The 19479-nt window shown below is 70.7% G+C and carries 22 protein-coding genes; 9 read left to right on the top strand and 13 right to left on the bottom strand.

Going from position 1 to position 19479, the window contains the following annotated elements:
* Positions 1-128: 128 nt before the first annotated feature.
* Positions 129-605, bottom strand: coding sequence for a DUF2231 domain-containing protein (locus tag AB0F72_RS16720; protein ID WP_360431235.1), 477 nt, complete (start codon positions 603-605; stop codon positions 129-131).
* A gap of 123 nt (positions 606-728) precedes the next feature.
* Between AB0F72_RS16720 and AB0F72_RS16715 the strand changes: the two genes are divergently transcribed.
* Positions 729-1604 (top strand): oxygenase MpaB family protein, encoded by an 876-nt coding sequence (locus tag AB0F72_RS16715; RefSeq protein WP_360431232.1) that lies wholly within the window; start codon positions 729-731, stop codon positions 1602-1604.
* A gap of 94 nt (positions 1605-1698) precedes the next feature.
* Here the strand turns inward: AB0F72_RS16715 and AB0F72_RS16710 are convergent, their stop codons facing one another.
* The 7 genes from AB0F72_RS16710 to AB0F72_RS16680 form a co-directional block, all read right to left on the bottom strand.
* A complete protein-coding gene (locus AB0F72_RS16710) occupies positions 1699-2523 on the bottom strand; it encodes a PD-(D/E)XK nuclease family protein (RefSeq protein WP_360431277.1) in 825 nt (274 codons plus the stop codon).
* A 110-nt stretch (positions 2524-2633) separates the two neighbouring features.
* A complete protein-coding gene (locus AB0F72_RS16705; protein WP_360431229.1) occupies positions 2634-3251 on the bottom strand; it encodes a MarC family protein in 618 nt (205 codons plus the stop codon).
* Between the two features lie 51 nt (positions 3252-3302).
* The gene (locus AB0F72_RS16700; RefSeq protein ID WP_360431274.1) at positions 3303-4166 is read right to left on the bottom strand and encodes a PHP domain-containing protein; all 864 of its coding nucleotides are present in this window, start codon (positions 4164-4166) and stop codon (positions 3303-3305) included.
* On the bottom strand, positions 4166-4978 hold the full coding sequence (locus AB0F72_RS16695) for a PH domain-containing protein (protein ID WP_360431226.1): 813 nt from the start codon (positions 4976-4978) through the stop codon (positions 4166-4168). Before AB0F72_RS16695 ends, AB0F72_RS16700 begins: the two co-directional genes overlap by 1 nt.
* Positions 4979-4987: 9 nt before the next feature.
* Positions 4988-5146, bottom strand: a complete 159-nt coding sequence (locus AB0F72_RS16690) for a hypothetical protein (protein WP_014447648.1) — start codon at positions 5144-5146, stop codon at positions 4988-4990.
* Between the two features lie 131 nt (positions 5147-5277).
* On the bottom strand, positions 5278-5940 hold the full coding sequence (locus tag AB0F72_RS16685) for a DUF6758 family protein (protein WP_360431222.1): 663 nt from the start codon (positions 5938-5940) through the stop codon (positions 5278-5280).
* A 139-nt stretch (positions 5941-6079) separates the two neighbouring features.
* A complete protein-coding gene (locus AB0F72_RS16680) occupies positions 6080-6709 on the bottom strand; it encodes an RNA methyltransferase (protein ID WP_360431271.1) in 630 nt (209 codons plus the stop codon).
* A 471-nt stretch (positions 6710-7180) separates the two neighbouring features.
* On the opposite strand from AB0F72_RS16680, the gene AB0F72_RS16675 reads away from it, so the two are divergent.
* The 3 genes from AB0F72_RS16675 (at position 7181) to AB0F72_RS16665 (ending at position 10403) form a co-directional block, all read left to right on the top strand.
* A complete protein-coding gene (locus AB0F72_RS16675) occupies positions 7181-7600 on the top strand; it encodes a thioredoxin domain-containing protein (RefSeq protein ID WP_360431219.1) in 420 nt (139 codons plus the stop codon).
* Between the two features lie 152 nt (positions 7601-7752).
* Positions 7753-9735, top strand: coding sequence for an intein-containing Rv2578c family radical SAM protein (locus AB0F72_RS16670; RefSeq protein WP_360431216.1), 1983 nt, complete (start codon positions 7753-7755; stop codon positions 9733-9735).
* A gap of 260 nt (positions 9736-9995) precedes the next feature.
* Positions 9996-10403 (top strand): CoA-binding protein, encoded by a 408-nt coding sequence (locus tag AB0F72_RS16665; protein ID WP_360431213.1) that lies wholly within the window; start codon positions 9996-9998, stop codon positions 10401-10403.
* A 192-nt stretch (positions 10404-10595) separates the two neighbouring features.
* Here the strand turns inward: AB0F72_RS16665 and AB0F72_RS16660 are convergent, their stop codons facing one another.
* From AB0F72_RS16660 to AB0F72_RS16650, 3 genes are all read right to left on the bottom strand, one after another.
* Positions 10596-11531, bottom strand: a complete 936-nt coding sequence (locus AB0F72_RS16660) for an SDR family NAD(P)-dependent oxidoreductase (RefSeq protein ID WP_360431210.1) — start codon at positions 11529-11531, stop codon at positions 10596-10598.
* Positions 11532-11643: 112 nt separating this feature from the next.
* Positions 11644-12378, bottom strand: coding sequence for a hypothetical protein (locus tag AB0F72_RS16655; protein ID WP_360431207.1), 735 nt, complete (start codon positions 12376-12378; stop codon positions 11644-11646).
* A 142-nt stretch (positions 12379-12520) separates the two neighbouring features.
* Positions 12521-13423 carry a DMT family transporter gene (locus AB0F72_RS16650; RefSeq protein ID WP_360431268.1) on the bottom strand — a complete coding sequence of 301 codons (903 nt, stop codon included), beginning with the start codon at positions 13421-13423 and terminating at the stop codon, positions 12521-12523.
* A 194-nt stretch (positions 13424-13617) separates the two neighbouring features.
* Between AB0F72_RS16650 and AB0F72_RS16645 the strand changes: the two genes are divergently transcribed.
* Entirely contained in the window at positions 13618-14331 is a 714-nt protein-coding gene (locus AB0F72_RS16645) for an HAD family hydrolase (protein ID WP_360431204.1), read from the top strand.
* Between the two features lie 23 nt (positions 14332-14354).
* Positions 14355-14849, top strand: coding sequence for a hypothetical protein (locus AB0F72_RS16640; protein WP_360431201.1), 495 nt, complete (start codon positions 14355-14357; stop codon positions 14847-14849).
* A 25-nt stretch (positions 14850-14874) separates the two neighbouring features.
* Here AB0F72_RS16640 and AB0F72_RS16635 read toward each other — a convergent pair whose 3' ends face one another.
* Complete coding sequence (locus AB0F72_RS16635; RefSeq protein ID WP_360431198.1) at positions 14875-15825, bottom strand: PhzF family phenazine biosynthesis protein; 951 nt, start codon at positions 15823-15825, stop codon at positions 14875-14877.
* A gap of 27 nt (positions 15826-15852) precedes the next feature.
* Here AB0F72_RS16635 and AB0F72_RS16630 point away from each other — a divergent pair, with 27 nt between their 5' ends.
* The 3 genes from AB0F72_RS16630 to AB0F72_RS16620 are packed head-to-tail and all read left to right on the top strand — an operon-like array spanning position 15853 to position 18851.
* Positions 15853-17130: a CBS domain-containing protein gene (locus AB0F72_RS16630; RefSeq protein ID WP_360431195.1), complete on the top strand. Its 1278-nt coding sequence runs from the start codon at positions 15853-15855 to the stop codon at positions 17128-17130.
* Between the two features lie 25 nt (positions 17131-17155).
* Positions 17156-17680: a DUF1003 domain-containing protein gene (locus AB0F72_RS16625; RefSeq protein ID WP_360431192.1), complete on the top strand. Its 525-nt coding sequence runs from the start codon at positions 17156-17158 to the stop codon at positions 17678-17680.
* A 22-nt stretch (positions 17681-17702) separates the two neighbouring features.
* On the top strand, positions 17703-18851 hold the full coding sequence (locus AB0F72_RS16620) for a P-loop NTPase (protein ID WP_360431189.1): 1149 nt from the start codon (positions 17703-17705) through the stop codon (positions 18849-18851).
* A 148-nt stretch (positions 18852-18999) separates the two neighbouring features.
* Here AB0F72_RS16620 and AB0F72_RS16615 read toward each other — a convergent pair whose 3' ends face one another.
* Complete coding sequence (locus tag AB0F72_RS16615) at positions 19000-19419, bottom strand: preprotein translocase subunit TatB (protein WP_360431186.1); 420 nt, start codon at positions 19417-19419, stop codon at positions 19000-19002.
* Positions 19420-19479: the final 60 nt, after the last annotated feature.

Genomic DNA, 19479 nt, shown 5'->3' with positions numbered 1-19479 from the left:
CCAAGCCCAACTCCTCGCCCTACTCAACATCGATCCCACCCGACCACGATGGCTATAACGGCAGTCCACAACCATGTGCGAAGTCCACGTCTAGCCGGACCGGCCGCGACCAGCCGGACCCGCCGCGATCAGTACGTGCCCCACACCGCTGTCGCGCCGGAGTCACCGGTCTCGAAGATGTAGTACCCGGTCGTCGCGGCCAGCCCGATGATCACCACGGCGAAGCCGATGTCGGCGATCCGGGGCAGCCGCGCGCCGGCCCGGATCGTCAGCGCCACGAGCAGCAGGCTGACCACGCCGAGCGCGATCGACAGCCACATGGTGATCGTCCCGTAGTTCATGTGGTCGTCCAGGATCACCTTGCCCGGTCCGGACATGCCCTGGCCGAGGAGCCGGTTGTAGAGCTCGGTGCCGGACACCTTCGTCACCACGGCGGCGATCGGGGCGACGACGGCGAGGATCGCGACGGCCCATCCCATCTTGGCCCGCCAGGGCGCGACGACGGCGTAGACGACGCTGCCAAGGGCCAGCAGCGGCACGAAGATGACGGCGGCGTGGAGCACGAGGATATGTACCGGTAAACCGTTGACCTGGTCGAACACCATTCCTCCTCGATCACGGGTCGTGCGCTGACCAAATTGCGTGAAGGCGCAACAATCTCACGTCAGGGCACTCTGGCGCAGGTCAGGATCGGCCGATGGCAACCCGGTCGTGGCACTCTTGACCACATGACGGAAGACGTCGGCCTGTTCGGCCCGGACTCGGTCACCTGGAAACTGCATCAGGAGCCGATCCTGATGCTCGGTGGGCTCCGATCGCTCTACCTTCAGGCGCTGCACCCCCGCGCCGTCGCCGGCGTCGCGCAGAACTCGGGCTACCGCGCCGACCCGTGGGGCCGCCTGATGCGCACCTCCAACTACGTGGGGACGGTCGTCTACGGCAGCACCGCCGAGGTGAACGCGGCGGCCGCCCGTCTGCGCCGGCTGCACTCCCGGCTGTCCGCCACCGACCCGCGCACCGGTGAGCGGTTCCGGGTGGACGAGCCGGACCTGCTGCGCTGGGTGCATGTCGCCGAGGTGGAGTCGTTCCTGAGCACGGCCGTCGACGCCGGCGTGCGGCTCACGCCCGCGGAGGTCGACGGTTACTACACCGAGCAGCGGCGTGCCGCGGAACTGGTCGGCCTCGACCCGGCGACAGTGCCCGGCACCGCCGCCGAGGTGGCGGACTACTACGCGGCGATGCGCCCGGAGCTGGCGCTCACCCGGGACAGCGCGGAGACGGCCCTGTTCCTGACCGTGCCGCCGGTGCCGCCGGTGCCGTCGTCGTGGGGCGGCCGGGCGCTGCGCCTCGGCCTCAACCTCGGTCCGCCCCGCTGGGCGTACCTCGGCGTCGCGAGCACGGCGATCGCCCTGCTGCCGGCGTGGGCCCGGCAGATGTACGGCGGACTGGGCTGGCCCACCACCGACCTGGCCGCCCGCCTCTCGGTGCGAGGCCTGCGCGCCCTGCTCGCGGGCGTCCTCGCGACCCTGCCCGAGCAGTACCGGGTGGCGCCCATGCGCAGGGCTGCCCTGGAAAGAGCCGGCCTCCAACCGACCGGCTCCTGAACCCGAGCCGGCCCTCGGCCGAAGAGAACGACCCGCCGGCCGGCCGAAGACAGTGACCCGCCGGCCGACCGGCGGGAGTGGCCCGAGCCGCCCGCTAGGCGCCCAGGTGCTCCACCGCCGTCCACGGCTCCTTGCCCGCCACACCGGCGCCGGCCGGGCACACCTTCCGGAAGTCGCACCACCCGCAGAGCGACCCCGGATTCGTCGGAAACTCCTGGTCCGGGTCGGCCCCGGCGGCCACCGCTTTCTCCGCCGCCATGATGTCGGTCGCGGTCTCCTCGGCCCGCCGGACCTGCCGGGCCAGCGACTCCTCGGTGTGCTCGTGCGCGGCGACCGTCCCGGTCGGCAGGTGGTGCAGCTCGACGCGCCGGCACGGCCGCCGGAACACCCGCTCGGCCGCGAACGCGTAGAGCGCGAGCGCCTGCGAGCCCCGCGCGTCGTCGGCGTCCAGCCCGGAGCGGCCGGTCTTGTAGTCGACGATCACCGCCTCCGGGCCGTCCGGCCCGGTGCGCGCGTCGATCCGGTCGGCCCGGCCGTTCAGCGCCAGCACCGAGGTCTTGGTGGCGACCACCCGCTCCACACCGAGCGGCTCCTCGTCGGGGTCGAGGGTGGCGACGTAGCTCTCCAGCCAGTCGAGGGCGCGCCGGTAGACCGCCCGCTCCTGGTCGACGTCGCGATATCCCTCCCGGACCCACGTCGCCTTGAGAAGCGTGGGAAGCGCGCCTGGCTCACGCCGCTCGACCGGCAGGGCGAACCAGTTCTTCAGGGCGGTGTGCACGCTCGCGCCCATCGAGTTGTGTGCCCACGGCGCGCCCTTGGGCGGGGTGGGGCGATCGACGTAGGAATAGCGATAGCGGCGGGGACAGTCGGCGAAGGCCCCGAGCTTGCTCGGCGTGCAGACGAAGAGCCGCTCCGGCATGCCGGCGAACCCGAGCTGCTCGGGGATGGCAGCGGAGCTGGTGGCGCGTGATCGGGGGGACACACGGCAATCCTGCCAGCACCCCCCGACAAGAACCGAACGCGAAACCCTCAGAACTGCCCGCTGTAATCCTTCACGAACGCGAAGACGGCGTCCGCGATGAGCTGCACCGCGATCGCCGCGAGGAGGAGGCCGGCGATCCGGGTGAGCACCTCGATGCCGGCCGGGCGCAGCAGCCGCACGATGATCCCGGAGAAGCGGAGCACCAGCCAGACGGTCGCCATCACGGCGAGGATCGCGGCGGCGAGGATCAGGTGCTCGTCGAGGGATTCGGCCTGCTGGACGAAGAGCATCGTGGCGACGATCGCGCCGGGCCCGGCCAGCAGCGGGGTGCCGATCGGGACCAGCGCGACGTTGCTGGTGCCGATCTGGTCGGCGGGTTCGTCGGTCTTGCCGGTGAGCAGCTGCAGCGCGACCAGGACCAGCAGCAGGCCACCGGCGGCCTGGAGGGCCGGCAGCTGCACATGGAGGTAGTCCAGCAGGGTCTGCCCGGCGATCGCGAAGCCGACGATCACGCCGAGGGCGAGCAGCACCGCCTGCGTAGCGGCCTTGTTCCGGGCCTTCGCCGGCATGCTGCCGGTGAGCGCGAGGAAGACCGGGACCATGCCGGGAGGATCGACGATCACCAGCAGAGTCACGAAGAACTCGCCGAACAGCTTGACATTCACCCGATCAAGTTAGGGCGCGGCGTCAGTTTCCGCAGGCGGCTGCGGCGATCGTCACCCCAGGACCGGAACTCCGGTGGCGGCGGAGACGATTTTCTCGTACATCTCGGGCGCGGTCCGGAACGCGCCCAGCTCGACCGTCTTGTGCGTACCGTGGAAGTCCGACGATCCGGTCACCACCAGCCCGAGCTGATCCGCCAGCTCGCGCACCTGCTCGCGCTCCACCGGCGTGTGGTCCTCGTGGTCGGCCTCCAGGCCGAACAGGCCCGCCTCGGCCAGCTCGGCGATCAGCCGGTCGGGCACCACCCGCCCCCGCACCGTCGCGCGCGGATGAGCGAAGACGGTCACGCCACCGGCTTCCCGCACCGCACGGACAGCCTCAAAAACATCAAGATCCGATTTGGGTACGAAGTACCGCGCGCCCAGCCACGCGGAGGCGAACGCCTCGGTGGTGGTGCGGACCAGTCCCGCCCGGATCAGCGCCTGAGCGATGTGCGGCCGCCCCACCGAGCCGCCCGCCGCGTACTCCAGCACCTCGGCCCAGGAGATCGGCACCCCGTCCGCCCGGAGTTTCGCCACGATCTTCTCGGCGCGCTGCTCCCGATCGCCGCGCAGCCGGGCCAGCTCGGCGGCGAGCAGCGGCTCGGCCGGGTCGAAGAGGTACGCCAGCAGGTGCAGCGCGATGCCCTGCCCACCCCAGACGCGCTCGCCCCACCAGCAGGAGAGCTCGGCGCCCCGGACCAGCGCGAGGCCCTCGGACCGGGCCGCGGCCGCCTGCTCCCAGCCGCCGGTGGTGTCGTGGTCGGTGATCGCCAGGACGTCCAGCCCGGCGGCCCGACCCGCCCGCACCAGTTCGGCCGGGGTGAAGGTGCCGTCGCTGGCCGTCGAGTGGCAGTGAAGGTCGATGCTTGTCACGATCAGTCGGCGTCGTCGTCCTCTTTGCCCAGCCGCGCCTCGACAGCCTGCGGCTCGTACATCTCCTCGACCACCCGCAGGTACAGCTCGTTCGGGTTGGGCAGGTGCTTGACCTCGCGCAGCGCCTGGTCCTGACCGGCCGACTCGAGCACGAACGTGCCGTAACTCAGCATCCGGCCGAGAGCGGACTGCTCGTACTTCATGTCGGTCACCCGGAGGAGGGGCATCATGGCCACCTTCCGGGTGATGATCCCGTTGACCACCATCACGCGCTTGTTGGTGAGGATGAACCTGTCGAAGTACCAGTCGAAGACCTGCCAGGCGACCCAGCTGATCACGCCGAGCCAGACCAGCACGGCGACCGTGACCATGCCGTCGATGTTCTGGCGAGTGAGGAAGCCGGCGAGATAACCCAGAACGAGAGTGGCCCCGGCGCCGATCGCGATCGGCGTCGTCAGATGGATCCAGTGCCGTTTCCACTCACCGCGATATCGCTCGGTGGGGAAGAGGTAGCGGGCGACGAGCGTGGTGGGCTCGTCCTCCAGCGGCAGGAACCGGCGCGGCCCGCCACCCTGATCGAGGCCTTCCAGCTCGTCCGGAGTGAAGGACGGCGGCTGGTACTCGTCGGAGTCGGCGTAGATCTCCTCGGTCCGGCGCTGGTCGCGTGCGTACGCCGCGTCGTCGTCCGGATAGGGATCGGAGCGTGTGTACTCAGGACCGCCGAACGCCGGGTCGTCATACCCGAAGTTCTCGTCGTCGTCCCGAGGGCGCCGGGCACCCTCGCCTCGCGGTTCGCGCGGCTCGCCAGGATCCATGTAGAGATGCTATGCGACGAGGTCGGTGAAGAAGGTGCCGAAGCCTCGTGCGATGTCGGCGATCGTGCCCCCGAGTGACTCGAAGACCGCCGCAGCGGATCTCGGGTTGAAGGCGATGAAGAAGATCAAGAATGCAATACCAAGCCAGGTGAGGACCTTCTTGATCATGGCGGGCCTTCTCCTCCGGTGCGGGTGACGTTCAGCGCCGCGGCAGTACTGACGGTATCAGCTTCGTCGCTTCGTGTGAACAAAGTGCCTGGAAAGCCGATTGTCATCACCGCAGGTCACACCCGAGGGGGTTAGGCACGACCATGCAGGTATGGCGATGGCGCTCCGAACACCAGCTCGGGCGGCACACCCTCGGAGAGGTCGTGCAGAACGACGTGCTCCGCGAGTAGATAGCCCGCGCTTGCCGGCCACGCTACCGCATAGAGCCACATTCCTTTGGCCTCACTCACGTAGGCACTTCGATCTTCAGGTGACTTTACACACCACAGTGGAGTGGGGTGTCCGGCCGCTTTGATCTTCGCGTGTGGACCGGTGTGCGAGCCGGGCTCGGCGAGCGCCTCGGCAAGCAGGTGACCAGGGTCAAGACCGGGAATCCCGGCGAACCGGGTGCCCAGTCCGACGCCCGGTTGCTCGGCGACCAGGACCAGGTCGGCCGGGCCGCCACCGAGGGGTTCCGGGCCGCTGCACGCCAGCACCGTGGCACGAACACCGAACCGCTCGTCGCCGGACCAGCCGACGCCGGTGACCATCCATCCGGAGGGCAGCGGCCAGGGGCACCAGAGCGGGATCCGCTCCGCGCTCGTGGCCGACTCCCGCAGCACCGAACCGACGATGTCCGCGCTGATGTGCTCGGCGACGTGGAACGGGGAGATGTCGCCACAGTTGTCGCACCGCCAGGCGCTGTGCATCAGGTCCGGCCTCCGCACCTGAGCAGCACATCTGGGGCAACTCACTGTGACACCCACACTCCATACCGTGCGGGTCCGGCGGTCCGCCGTCAAGCGGATCCGTCCTTTTCATCAGCGTGTCAGGCCGGCGGATGAGGCCTCCCGGGCGATATCCGAACGCGGGCCGGCCGGCGGAGCCCGCGAGTCAGGCCGGCGGCGGGGTCGCGTGCGCCCGGATCCACGCGTGCATCGCGATGCCGCTCGCGACACCGGCATTGATCGAGCGCGTGGACCCGTACTGTGCGATCGAGAACATCTGGTCGCACGCGGCCCGCGCCGGGCCGGAGAGGCCCGGGCCCTCCTGGCCGAAGAGCAGCACGCACCGCCGCGGCAGGGTGGTGGTCTCCATCGGACGCGAGCCCGGCAGGTTGTCGATGCCGACGATGGGAAGGCCGGCCTCGGCGGCCCAGGCCACGAAATCATCGATGTCCGGGTGATGCCGGACATGCTGATAACGATCGGTGACCATGGCACCGCGCCGGTTCCACCGCCGCCGGCCCACGATGTGCACCTCGGCGGCGAGGAACGCGTTGGCGTTGCGGACCACCGTGCCGATGTTGAAGTCGTGCTGCCAGTTCTCGATCGCGACGTGGAAGTCGTGCCGCCGCTCGTCCAGATCCGCGATCACGGCTTCCCGGGTCCAGTACCGGTACCGGTCCACGACGTTGCGGCGGTCGCCCTGCTCGAGCAGCTCCGGATCGTATTGCTCGCCGACCGGCCAGTCGCCGGGCCACGGGCCCACACCGACCTCGGTCAAATGATCCTCGCCCGCCATCATGGGGCGTTAGGCTACTCATCCTGCGACGGTCGTCGCCCGTCGGTCGTTCCGCTGCCGGGATCTGATCACCGGCAGGAGACGCAATGAGCGGCGGGGCCCTCCCCGGCACCCGCCGCCCACGCTCTGTTGGGAAAGAGTTTGCCTTACGGTCCGTATCCATGTGAAGGACTTTCAGGTGTGAGCCAGGTCACATTTAACTTTGTTTCCTATTAATCTGACGCCTGGGCGCGCTCCCACAGCGGACTCACAGGCTGGACAAATGGGCTAGATAGTCGCAACCGGCGCGGATGGTGCCGCTCGTTCGAGTCGGCAATCCGACACCGTCCGCCTACTTTCAGTTACGATGAGTTGCCCAGATCAACTCCGGCGGAGTGCCGCACGACACGTGTACCGGCGCCTCACGCGGGAATGAGAGTTGGGTACCAGGAGTTTCACCGGACGAAAGCGATTCCCGCAGACGGAGGCATCATGGCGACGGTTGCGCTCACCGCAGCGAACTTCGACGAGGTCACCGGCAAGGACGGCATCGTCCTGGTCGACTTCTGGGCCAGCTGGTGCGGGCCCTGCGTCCGCTTCGCACCGACCTACGAGCGGTCCTCGGAGAAACACCCCGAGATCACCTTCGGCAAGGTGGACACCGAAGCCGAGCAGGCCCTGGCCGCGAAGTTCGACATCCGCTCCATCCCGACGATCATGGCCGTTCGCGACAGCGTCGTGGTTTTCGCCCAGCCGGGCGCACTCCCCGAGTCGGCGCTGGAGAGCCTGATCGAGAAGGTCGAGCAGCTCGACATGGACGAGGTGCGCGAGCAGATCGCCGCACACCGCAAGGGCGCCCACGGCGAGTCCGCCAAGGCTGAGCCCGAGGCGACGGCCGCCGGCCGCAGCTGACCCGGCAAGACATCAAGGCCCGCGGACCGGTTCGGTCCGCGGGCCTTCTTGTTCAGATCTTCCGGGTACGCGTTTTCCGGCCACCCACGACACGTACATCCGTTCGAGAAAGGTCATGGACAGGCCGTCGAACGTGTGTTCGAATATCCGCCATGCGATGGTCTCATCTGTCGGCTCCCCCCGACGACGAGTCGCTGCTCAGCAGGGCAGCGCCGGCGGCTCCACCCTTGCCGCTGGCGCTGCCCGGCGCCACCGTCCGCACCTTCGACACCCCCGGATTCGCCGGGATGACGTTCTACGAGGTGCGGGCGAAATCGCTGATCAACCGGGTGCCGGGCCAGTCCCGGGTGCCGTTCGAGTGGACCGTCAACCCGTACCGTGGCTGTTCCCACGCGTGCACCTACTGCCTGGCCGGCGACACCCCGATCCTGCTCGCCGACGGCTCGACCCGGCCGCTCGCCCAGATCCGCCCCGGCGACGCGGTGATGGGCACGATGGGCGCCGGGCCGCACCGGCGCTACGTGCCGACCACGGTTCTCGACCACTGGGCCACCAGCAAGCCGGCGTTCCGGGTCACCCTCTCCGACGGGACACGTCTGGTGTCCAGCGGCGACCACCGTTTCCTCACCGACCGCGGCTGGCGGCACGTCAGCCCCACCGAGGCGCACCTGCCCGCCCTCGCGGTCGGCGACCTGATGTTCGGGGTGGGCCGGTTCGCCGAGCCACCCAAGGAGTCCCCCGACTACCAGACGGGTTTCCTCTGCGGCCTGGTCCGCGGTGACGCCTCCGGCGGCGGCACGGCCCGGGAGGGCGACGCCTGGGTCCGCGCGGACGGCTACCTCGACGACATCCCGCTCACCGAGGCCCTGCGCTGGCCGGAGCTGCCCACCGGCGAGTGGTACAGGGGGTTTCTGGCCGGCGCCTTCAGCGCTGTCGGGCACACCGAGCGGCTGGCCGTCGTCTTCACCAGCGACGACCCGGTCTACCTCGGCCGGGTCGCCGAGGCCCTCTCCCACCTCGGCCTCGCCACCCGCCAGCCCGTCCGCCCCGGCGTCGGCCGCTCTGCCTTCGTCCGCTCTGCCGCCGTCCGCTCTGCCGCCGTCCGCCCCGGGTCGGATCGGGTGGAGACCGAGCGGCATCTCGAGGCGGCGCTGCGCTTCCGGCACATGACCGGCGCCTCCGCCGCGCCGCTGGACGCGTCCGGGGTCGGTGTGCGGGCCAACCGCCGCCTCACCGTCGTCGACATCGAGGACCTCGGCCTCACCCTGCCGCTCTTCGACATCTCCACCGGCACGGGCGACTTCATCGCCGACGGGGTGGTCAGCCACAACTGCTTCGCCCGCAACACGCACACCTACCTCGACCTCGACGCCGGCCACGACTTCGACACCCGCATCGTGGTCAAGGTGAACGCCGGCGACCTGATCCGCCGCGAGCTGGCCGCCCCACGCTGGTCCGGCGCTCCGATCGCGATGGGTACGAACGTGGACGTCTACCAGCGCGCCGAGGGCCGTTACCGCCTGATGCCGGAGATCCTGGCCGCCCTGCGCGACCACGCCAACCCGTTCTCGATCCTCACCAAGGGCACGCTGATCCTGCGCGACCTCGACCTGCTCCGCCAGGCCGCCGAGGTCACCCGTGTCGCCCTCTCCTACTCGGTCGGTTTCGTCGACGAGCAGGTCTGGCGCTCCGCCGAGCCCGGCACCCCGAGCCCACGCCGCCGCCTCGACGCGATCCGCCGCCTGACCGACGCCGGTTTCTCCATCGGCGTCCTGATGGCGCCGATCCTGCCCGGCCTCACCGACACCGAGGACTCCATCGACGAGACGGTCGCCGCCATCGCGGCCGCCGGAGCCACCAGCGTGACGCCCCTGCCGCTGCACCTGCGCCCCGGCGCCCGCGAGTGGTACGCGTCCTGGATCGCCCGCGAGCACCCGCACCTGCTGCCGCGATACCGGGAGCTGTTCGGCAAGGGGTCGTACTCGCGGCGCGCCTACCAGGACGAGGTGACCGCCCGGGTCCGGATGGCCGCCCGCCGCCACGGCCTGCACCGCCCCGACGCGGCCCAGGCCCGCCGCGTCACCGAGCCGTCGCCAACCGGCGGTCCCCGAGCCGACCAGTTGACGCTGTTGTAAGCGCTCGGCCCGCAGAACTCGCCGCGCCCCGAGCGGGGGGCTCGGGGCGCGGCGCTCGGCCCGGGACGCCGCTCTGCCCGGGACGCACCCCCGCGGCGCTCCGACCGGGACGCCGCTCCGCCCGGGACGCACCCCTGCGGCGCTCCGCCCGGGACGCATCCCCGCGGCGCGGCGCATCCCCGCGGCGCGACGCACCACCGCGGGGCGACGCACCGCCCAGCGCACGGTGCGCCACCGTGCGCGGTGGCTAAGGTTGATGCATGCGGAGTGCCCAGCAGATCCTGGCAGACGCGACGGTCATCGCCGTCGTCGGAGCTTCCCGAGAGCCCTACAAACCGTCGCACACGGTTCCGCTGCAGATGCTCCGCCACGGCTGGCGCATCATCCCGGTCAACCCGTTCGTCGACGAGATCTTCGGCGTCCCGACCGTGCCGACACTGGCCGACCTGCCCGAGCCGGTCGACCTGGTCAACATCTTCCGGCCGTCCCGCGACGCGGTCGAGATCGTCCGCCAGGCGGCCGCCATCAAGGCGCCGGCGGTGTGGCTGCAGAGCGGCATCGCGTCCGCCGAGGCGAGGAGGATCGCCGAGGAGGCCGGCATGGACTACGTGGAGGACCGCTGCCTGGCCGTCGAACGAGCAGCCGCCCAGCTGACAAAATTCCCCTGACCCAACCCGCGTGTCGAGTTGAGGCACGCTCCGCACCCCAACTCCACACACGCGAGGAGAACCAGGACCGCGTGTCGAGTTGAGGCACGCTCCGCACCCCAACTCCACACACGCGAGGGGAACCAGGACCGCGTGTCGAATTGGGGCACGCTCCGCACCCGAACTCAACACGCGGGGGTGCGGGGACGACGGCTAGCGGAACTGGGCCTCGCGGACGCTGTTGCCGCCGTCCACCACCAGCATCTGGCCGGTGATGTAGGACGCTGCCGGTGAGCAGAGGAACGCCACGGCCGCGGCCACCTCGTCCGGGGTGCCGGGGCGGCCGATCGGCGTACCCAGGCCTTGTTTGATCTCGGTGACCGTGGACGCGGCGGTGTAGATCGTGCCCGGGGCCACGCAGTTCACGTTGACTCCGTCGGCGACCAGCTCCATGGCGAGGGCGCGGGTCAGGCCGACCACTCCCGCCTTCGCCGCCGCGTACGCCGCCTCGGTGGGGAGCGCGTTGACCGGGCCGGCGGTGGCGGCCAGGTTGACGATCCGGCCCCAGCCGCGTTCCGCCATGCCGCTGACGAACGCGCGGCTGCACAGGAACGCGGTGCTCAGGTTCCGATCGATTTCAGCCTTCCACTCGTCGAGCGTCAGCTGAGCGACGGGCCGCAGGACCTCCGGGCTGGTACGGCTCGCCAGCCCCGCGTTGTTCACCAGCACCTCGACGTCACCGAGCTGGTCGGCGATCGCGTCGGCGAGTGCCCCGACCTCGGACTCGTCGGTCAGGTCGGCCACAAAACCGGTCACGCCGAGCTCGGAGGCCCGTTCGTGAATGCGCCGGGTGGTGGACACGATGGCGACGCGAGCGCCCAGGTTGCGCAGGCGACGGGCCGTCGCGTACCCGATGCCGTCCGGGCTGCCGGCGCCGGTGACCAGCGCGACCTTCCCGTCGAGGCGCATGGTGACCGGGGCTTCGCCGGTCTCTTCGATCTCCGCTTCCACGATTTCCATCATGTCCGGTTCGGCGGTCCGTTCGGGGTCGGATCCGGGAGCGCCGGAACGGGGTGGACGGCCGTCTGCGGGGCGGGTGGCGTCACGCCGGGACGGACTGCCCCCGGCGGAACGTGCGTCGAAGACCATGCGGCGATCCTGCCCGGTCCCGGAAGCCGGGGCAAACATTACGTCACCGTGGCGTAGGAGCGCAGCATCCCGGACCTGGCACCGCTGACACTTTTCTGACAGCCCTCGACGGTCAGCCGCCGGATTCGGGCGTGCTCGGCCGACCGCTGGTCAGCGGCGTGACCGGGCCTTCCTCGACGAGGACGAGCGGCGCCGCGACGCCGTACCGCGCGGGCAGCAGGCGACGAGCTTGATCAATATCCGGTGTGCCGATTTCCACCCCGGCGCCGTCGTGGCGACTGCCGACAGTGACGATCCGCACTCCCTGACCCGCCCAGTAGTGGAGGTCGGCGACGATCCGGTCGTGCCAGCCGGCGAGCTCGGCGACGGCGTGCGCGGAGTCCCGGACCACGATGCAGCTGCCCTCGGCGCTGCGCCGGACGAAGTCGTCGAAACCGGCGGACGGCACCCGGTAGACGACGGCCCGTACCCGTTTCTGGTCGATCTCGATGCCCGAGTAGGCCTGCGGGAACCGTTCCCGGCCGCCGCTGTCGATCCGTTCCATGGCGGCGGCGAGCCGGGGCGGGGTGAACGGCGTCCGGACGTTGTTCGCGACGACGGCGTGCCGCGGTGACCGGGCGAACGCGCACCCGGCGGTTCTCCAGCCGCCGAGCAGCCCGGTGCGATCCGGGCCGTCCGCCCGGCCGAGCCCGCTCAGCCCGGTGCGGTCCGGGCCGTCCGCCCGGCCGAGCCCGCTCAGCCCGCCGAGGCCGTCGAGCCCGCCGAGGCCGTCGAGCCCGCCGCAGCCGGGCACGGCGAGGACCAGAGTGCCGGCGACGAGCAGCCCGGCGATCCGATCGCGACGCATCACACCCCCTCGGTCTCCGGGCGGCCCCGATCGCTGGACAAACGAGCGGCACGGGGCTCCGGGTGACGGCTTGAACCCGTACCCCATCGGAAGTTTGCGGTTGAGGAAGTGCTTTGTCGGTAAATGACTGCGAAAGGGACAATCAGGAAGGTGCCGGTGTCGACCGGCCGGCCCGTGCGGCGCCGAGAATGACCACCGCCACGCCGGCGAGCAGCAGCGCCAGACCCGGCAGCGAACCCGGCCTGGGTTGCTGATCGAGCCACCACCAGGCGATCAGGGCGGCGCCCGGCACCTCCAGCAGGATCAGCACGCTGACCGCGGTGGCCGACGTGTGCTGGAGCGCGTAGCTGAACATCGAATGCCCGAGCAGCTGCGCGCCGACCACCAGCGCCAGGATCGCGGCCCAGGTCCCGGTGTCGTAACCGCTCAGATCCACCCCGAACACCAGGCAGCCGACCAGCAGGATCACCGCGCACGTGCCGTAACAGATCCAGGTGTACGTGGTGGTGCTCAGCGCCGACCGGGCCCGCTCGCCCAGCGCCGTGTAGACGGCGGCCGCCATCGCGCCCAGCAGCGCGAGCACGTCGGCCAGCACCGCCTGGCTGGAGACGCCCAGGTCAGCACCGGTCGCCCAGGCCGCGCCGGAGACCGCGAGCCCGATGCCCAGCCAGCCGGCGGCGGACGGGCGCCGGCCCTGCACGGCCGCGATCAAGCCCTGCCAGACCGGTTGGGTGGCGACCAGCGCGGTGGCCGTGGCGACCGAGCCGAGCTGGACGGCCGGCATCCACGTCGCGAAATGGACGGCGAGGGCGACACCGGCGAGCACGCAGAAGAGGCCGTCACGCCGTCGTGCGCCCCGGACGATTTCGGACACCTCGGCACGCCGGGACGTCAGCGCGACGGGCGTGAGGACGACCGTCGCGAGGGCGTTGCGCCAGAACGCGACAGCTATCGCGGGCGCCGCCGCGAAGGCGATCAGCGGGCCGGACGAGGAGACCGCCAGGATCGCCACGGCCAGCGCGAGCACGGTGGTGGGCGGCGGCATCGCCACCCCATGGGTACGGGTCGTCGGAGCGTCGTCTTGACGCGGTGAGCGCATATTCATCCCCGGCCGTCGCTTCTTGCAGAGACGTAGTCCGCAAGTTGCACATTCCTATTGGCGGACAGTGACGGAGTGGCTACAGTCACCGACGGTTCTTCAGCCGTTCTCTTCCCCCGATGACCGGGAGGCCGATTTACATGTCCGCGTACCGTGCGGTCGTGTTCGACTTCTTCGGCACCTTGACCCGTTCTGTCCAGCGCGGACCCCAGCACGCGGACATCGCCCGGTCGCTCGGTGCCGACCCGGAGGCCGTCACCGGCGTCCTCGACCGCACCTTCCGGGCCCGCGCCTGCGGACGCTACGGCTCGGCGGAGGCCACGCTCCGCTGGGTGATCGAACAGGCCGGTGGCCGGCCACGCCCCGACGCCATCCGAGCCGCCATGCCGGCCCGGATCGACGCGCTGCGCGCCGACACCCAGCTCCGATCGGATGCGGTCAGCGCGCTCACCGCCATCCGCGGCCGAGGCGTGCGCACCGCGGTGATCAGCGACTGCACCCACGAACTACCCGCCTTCCTGCCCGGCCTCCCGGTGGCGCCGCTGTTGGACGCTCAGATCTACTCGGTCGAGCTCGGCGTCTGCAAGCCGGACCCGGAGATCTACCTGGCCGCCTGCGACCGGCTGGGCGTGGCGCCGGCGGACTGCCTCTACGTCGGCGACGGCGGCAGCCACGAACTCACCGGCGCCGCGGCCGTCGGCATGACACCGGTCCGGCTGGCCGCGCCGGACCTGGCGCGTCACCTGGTCTTCGACGCCGACACGAACTTCGCCGGCCGAACCGTGCGCTCCCTCACCGACGTCCTCGGCCTGCTACGGCACACTCCGGCACTGGCCGGCGCCGGGCAGCGGTGAACCGGGTCTGACAGGATGGCCCGGTGACCTCTGGCGTGCTCGATGAGGCGATCAAAAAAGCGGCGATCGCCTGGATCTCGGTCGGCGACGGCCCGGCATACGCGCTGTGGTGCATGCCGGCCGAGAGCTCGCTCCTCGTCGTCAGCGGCCCCGGCGAGCAGTTCGCACCCGGGCTCGCCGAGTCGCAGCGGGCCACGGTCCGCCTACGCGGCGATCACGGCGGCTTGATCGTGGCCACCGACGCCGCCGTGACCAGGCTGACCCCGGGCAGCGACGAGTGGAACGAGCTCGCACCCGCGCTGGCCGCCAAACGCCTCAACGCCCCCGGCTCGGCGGACGAGCTGGTGGCGCGATGGGCAGAGACCAACTGCGCCGTGGTACGGGTGACGCCCGTCGCCGAGAGTGCGGTGGGCGCGCCCGAGCTGCCCACCGAGGCGGGTGCCGAGCCGCCCCGGGAAACGCCCGCCCGCGTGGAGACACGCCGCCCGTTCCGCCTCCACCGAGTCCGCAAACGCTGATCCCGGCCGCGCCGCGGCGCGGTGCTCAGCCGACGAAGGGCGGGATGGCTATCTCGCCCTTCGCGATCGGGACCACGTGGCCGGTGACCGTCGCCGAGGTGGCTGCTCCGCCGGATGCCGTGACCGTGCACTCCAGCAGGGACGGGCGTTTGATCTCGTGACCCTGGTGCACCCGGTAGGACGACACGCCCTCTCCGGGGAGCCAGCCCGCCGCGACCAGCCACACCCCGAGCCCGAGCGCCGCTGAACCCGTCGCCGGGTCCTCCCAGACCGCTTCGCCCGGCACGAAGACCCGAGCGTGCGCCTCCCCCGCCGAACCGCCGGAAGCCGGTGCCGCGGAACCCGGCCCGGCGGAACCCGGCGTCGCGGAACCCGGCCCGGCGGACTCCGACCAGGAGAAGACGGTCAAGCCGCTCACCCCGTACGCCTTGGCCGCCACCGGGTTCAACGCGGCTCTGGCGAGCGCCTCCCGTCGTACCGGAAGGAAGGTCCAGGGCAGGCCGCACCCGGCCGAACGTGACGCGGCGAGCTCGCCCCCCGCGTGGTCCTCGGCCGACAGGCCGACGGTCTCCAGCAGGGGCACCGGGTCGAGCGGATCGCCGAGGGTCGGCGTGCCGCCGGTGAGCGTCGCCGAGCCGGCCGGTGTCACCGAGATCGGCAGCAGGCCGGCGCCGCACTCCTGGACCACGTCGCCGGGCGGGAAGCCGCCGCGGCGCATCAGGGTGACGGCAGCGCCTACGCTCGGGTGGCCGGCGAACGGAAGCTCGGTCTCGGTGGTGAAGATGCGCACTCGGTAGGTTGCGCCGGGCGCGACCGGGGGAAGTACGAAAACCGTCTCCGCCAGATTGAACTCACGTGCGAGCGTGTGCATCTGGTCGGGCGCGAGGCCCTCGGCGTCGTGGACCACCGCGAGCGGATTGCCGGCGTAGGGCCGGTCGGTGAACACGTCGACGATCTCGTACGCCACGGTGGACATGTCCGGAACCTATCCTAATCTGGGGGCGTGACCATGGGGACGAGGGTTTATCTGGCTCGCCTCGCCGGTTTGCCGGTGTTCGACCCCAACGGCGACCGGGTCGGCCGGGTGCGGGACGCTGTCGTGCGGCTGCGCACCACGAACCGGCCGCCGCAGATCGTCGGGCTGGTCGCCGAGATGGCGCTGCGCCGCCGGATCTTCCTGCCGATCGGGCGGGTCACCAGCATGGATGCCGAGTCGGTCGTGCTGAGCACCGGCACCCTGAACCTGCGCCGGTTCGAGAAACGGCCGAACGAGCTGCTGGCGCTGGAGGATCTATTGGACCGCCGGATCACGGTGGTCCCCGAGCACGGCGAGGGCCCGGACCACACCGGGATCGTGGTGGACATCGCCATGGAGCTGAACCGGAACACCGAATGGCTCGTCACCCGGGTCGCGGTGCGCGAGCACACCGGCCGGCTGGCCCGGCGCGGCCACGTCTACCAGGCGGACTACGAGCGGGTTCGCGGCCTGGTCGGCCCGGCCGACATGCAGGGCACCTCGAACCTCCTGGCGCTGCTGGAACAGATGCGCCCGGCCGACATGGCGAACGCGCTGCAGGATCTGCCGGACGCGCGGCGCAACGAGGTGGCGGCCGCGCTCAGCGACCGCAAGCTGGCCGACGTGCTGGAGGAGCTGCCCGAACACGATCAGGTGGAGATCCTGGCCCGGCTGGACCGGGAACGCGCCGCCGACGTGCTCGAGCGGATGGACCCGGACGACGCCGCCGACCTGCTCGCCGAGTTGCCGAAAGCGGAGCAGATGGTGCTGCTCGACCTGATGGAGCCGGAGGAGGCGGCGCCGGTCCGGCAGCTGATGAACTACCGTCCCGGCACCGCGGGCAGCGTGATGACCTCGGAGCCGGTGATCCTCACCCCGGACACCACGGTCGCCGAGGCCCTGGCCCGGATCCGGATGCCCGAACTGCACCCGGTCGTCGCCGCGCAGGTCTTCGTCGCGCGGGCGCCGAGCGCCACGCCGACCGGCAAGTACCTCGGCATGGTGCACTTTCAGCGGCTGCTCCGGGAGCCGCCCGCCTCGATCGTGGGCGGACTGGTGGACAGCGGCATCGACCCGCTGCGCACCGAAACCGGGCTGACCGAGATCACCCGGCGGATGGCCACGTACGACCTGATCGCGATGCCGGTGGTCGACTCGGCGCACCGGCTGCTCGGGGCGGTCACCGTCGACGACGTGCTGGACCACTCGCTGCCCCGGGACTGGCGTGATCGCGACGCCCACGACGACGAGCAGGCGGAGCAATGAGCGAGCGCGAAGCGGAGGCGACGGCATGAGCGAGTCACGCCGGGATCGCCTGGACCAGCCGCGTGAGCCGGGCCGGGTGCACCTGCCGAAGTTCGACCCGGAGGCGTTCGGCCGCTGGTCGGAGGGGATCGCCAGGTACATGGGCACGGCGAAGTTCATCGTCTACATGACGGTGGTGATCGCCGCGTGGTTCGCCTGGAACACACTCGCTCCGGAACATCTGCGCTTCGACCCGTACACATTCACGTTCCTGACCTTGATCTTGTCTTTGCAGGCGTCCTATGCGGCGCCGCTGATCCTTCTGGCGCAGAACCGGCAATCCGACCGAGATCGCCTGTCGATGGAGGAGGATCGACGCCGGGCGGCCATGCAGAAGGCCGACACCGAGTACCTGACCCGGGAGATCGCCGCGCTGCGGATCGCGCTCGGCGACGTCGCCACCAGGGATTTCCTACGGAACGAGCTGGGCCGCCTCGCCGACGAACTGGACGAAGCGGCACTGCGCCGGGAGAAGCGGGCCCGAGCCGAGTGGGACGAGGAGCGGCCCTGACGCCCGACGTAGCATGGCAAACATGTCCGCACCTGCATCGACGCTCGAGGACGCCATTCAGGCCGCATTGGCGACCGTTGACGACCCCGAGATCCGCCGCCCGATCACCGACCTCGGCATGGTTTCGGGTTTCACCGTCAGCGATGGCCTCGTCAAGGTCGATCTGCTGCTCACCGTCGCCGGCTGCCCCCTGCGGGACAAGCTGACCACCGACATCACCGCCGCCCTCACCGCGATCCCGAGCATCGACCGAGTTGAGATCAACTTCGGGGTGATGACCGAGGAGCAGCGCAAGGCGCTGCAGACCACGCTGCGCGGTGGTGGCGCTTCCGCGGAGCCGGTCATTCCCTTCGCTCAGCCCGGCTCCCGCACGCGGGTGTACGCGGTGGCGAGCGGCAAGGGTGGCGTCGGCAAATCCAGCGTGACAGTGAACCTCGCGGCCGCACTCGCCAAGCGGGGCCTCTCCGTCGGCGTGGTCGACGCGGACATCTACGGCCACTCGGTGCCGCGGATGCTCGGCGTGGAGAACAAGCCCACCCGGGTCGAGGAAATGATCATGCCGCCGCAGTCGCACGGCGTGAAGGTCATCTCGATCGGCATGTTCACGGCCGGCAACGCCGCGGTGGTCTGGCGCGGCCCGATGCTGCACCGCGCGCTGCAGCAGTTCCTCGCCGACGTCTACTGGGGCGACCTCGACGTGCTGCTGCTCGACCTGCCGCCGGGCACCGGCGATGTGGCGATCTCGCTGGCCCAGCTCCTGCCGAACGCCGAGATCCTGGTCGTCACCACCCCGCAGATGGCCGCCGCCGAAGTGGCCGAGCGGGCCGGCGCGATCGCGCTGCAGACCCACCAGCGCCTGGTCGGCGTCGTGGAGAACATGTCCTGGCTGGAGCTGCCGGACGGCTCGCGCATGGAGGTCTTCGGCTCGGGCGGTGGCGAGACCGTCGCCGAGTCGCTCACCAAGACCGTCGGCGCGCGGGTGCCGCTGCTGGGCCAGATCCCGCTGGACACCCGGGTCCGTGAGGCCGGCGACGCCGGCACCCCGATCGTGCTGGCGGACCCGGAGGCGCCGGCCGCGAAGGCCCTGGACGGCGTCGCCGACAAGCTGGCCGTCCGCCGCGAGTCCCTGGTCGGCAAGCCGCTGGGCCTCATGGTCAACGCCAAGCGCTAAAAGCGATTGCCGCCGGTGAGGGGGCAAGTGATTTCTCGACGCCCGCGGGGTTTGGGGTTTGCGGGTGGCGGGAAATCGCCTGCCCCCTCACCGGTTACAAGGCAATCGCCGCGGAGCGAAGCGAAGCCAGCTAACTCAGCCAGCTAGCTCAGGTCGCGTCGAGGTCGTAGCGCTGCGCCGGTTGAGGAGTCTCGACCGGCGCGGCCCTTTTCGCCGACGCCGCGCTCTTGATGTCGGCCGCCGCCGCCACGTCGGAGAGCTCCGTCTTGACGCCGTTGAGGTCCTGCTTCACGTCGTCGAAGAGCGTCTGCAGCGGCTTGCGCAGCGTCGCCTCCTCGTCCTCGCTGAGGATGTGCTTGCGGATGAACGCCTTCGGGTGGAGGTCTTCCAGCTGGATGTCGGTGCCGAGCTCACGGCTCAGGTCCGACGTCGCGTTCTGCGCCATCGACCGCAGGCCGCGCACCATCCGCATGCCGTCGCCGATCACCTTGGGCAGTCGCTCCCCGAAGATCAGAAGCGCCAGCATCAGCAGCGCGCCGATCTCCCACCAGTTCAGATTCTCGAACACAGCTCCGGCCTCCCAGGCGTCCCGGCTCCAGCCTACGCACGCCCGCTGTGAGTTGGCAGC

This window comes from Actinoplanes sp. NPDC023936 (assembly GCF_040639325.1).
GTDB lineage: Bacteria > Actinomycetota > Actinomycetes > Mycobacteriales > Micromonosporaceae > Actinoplanes.
This window is presented reverse-complemented; position numbering and strand designations above follow the sequence as displayed.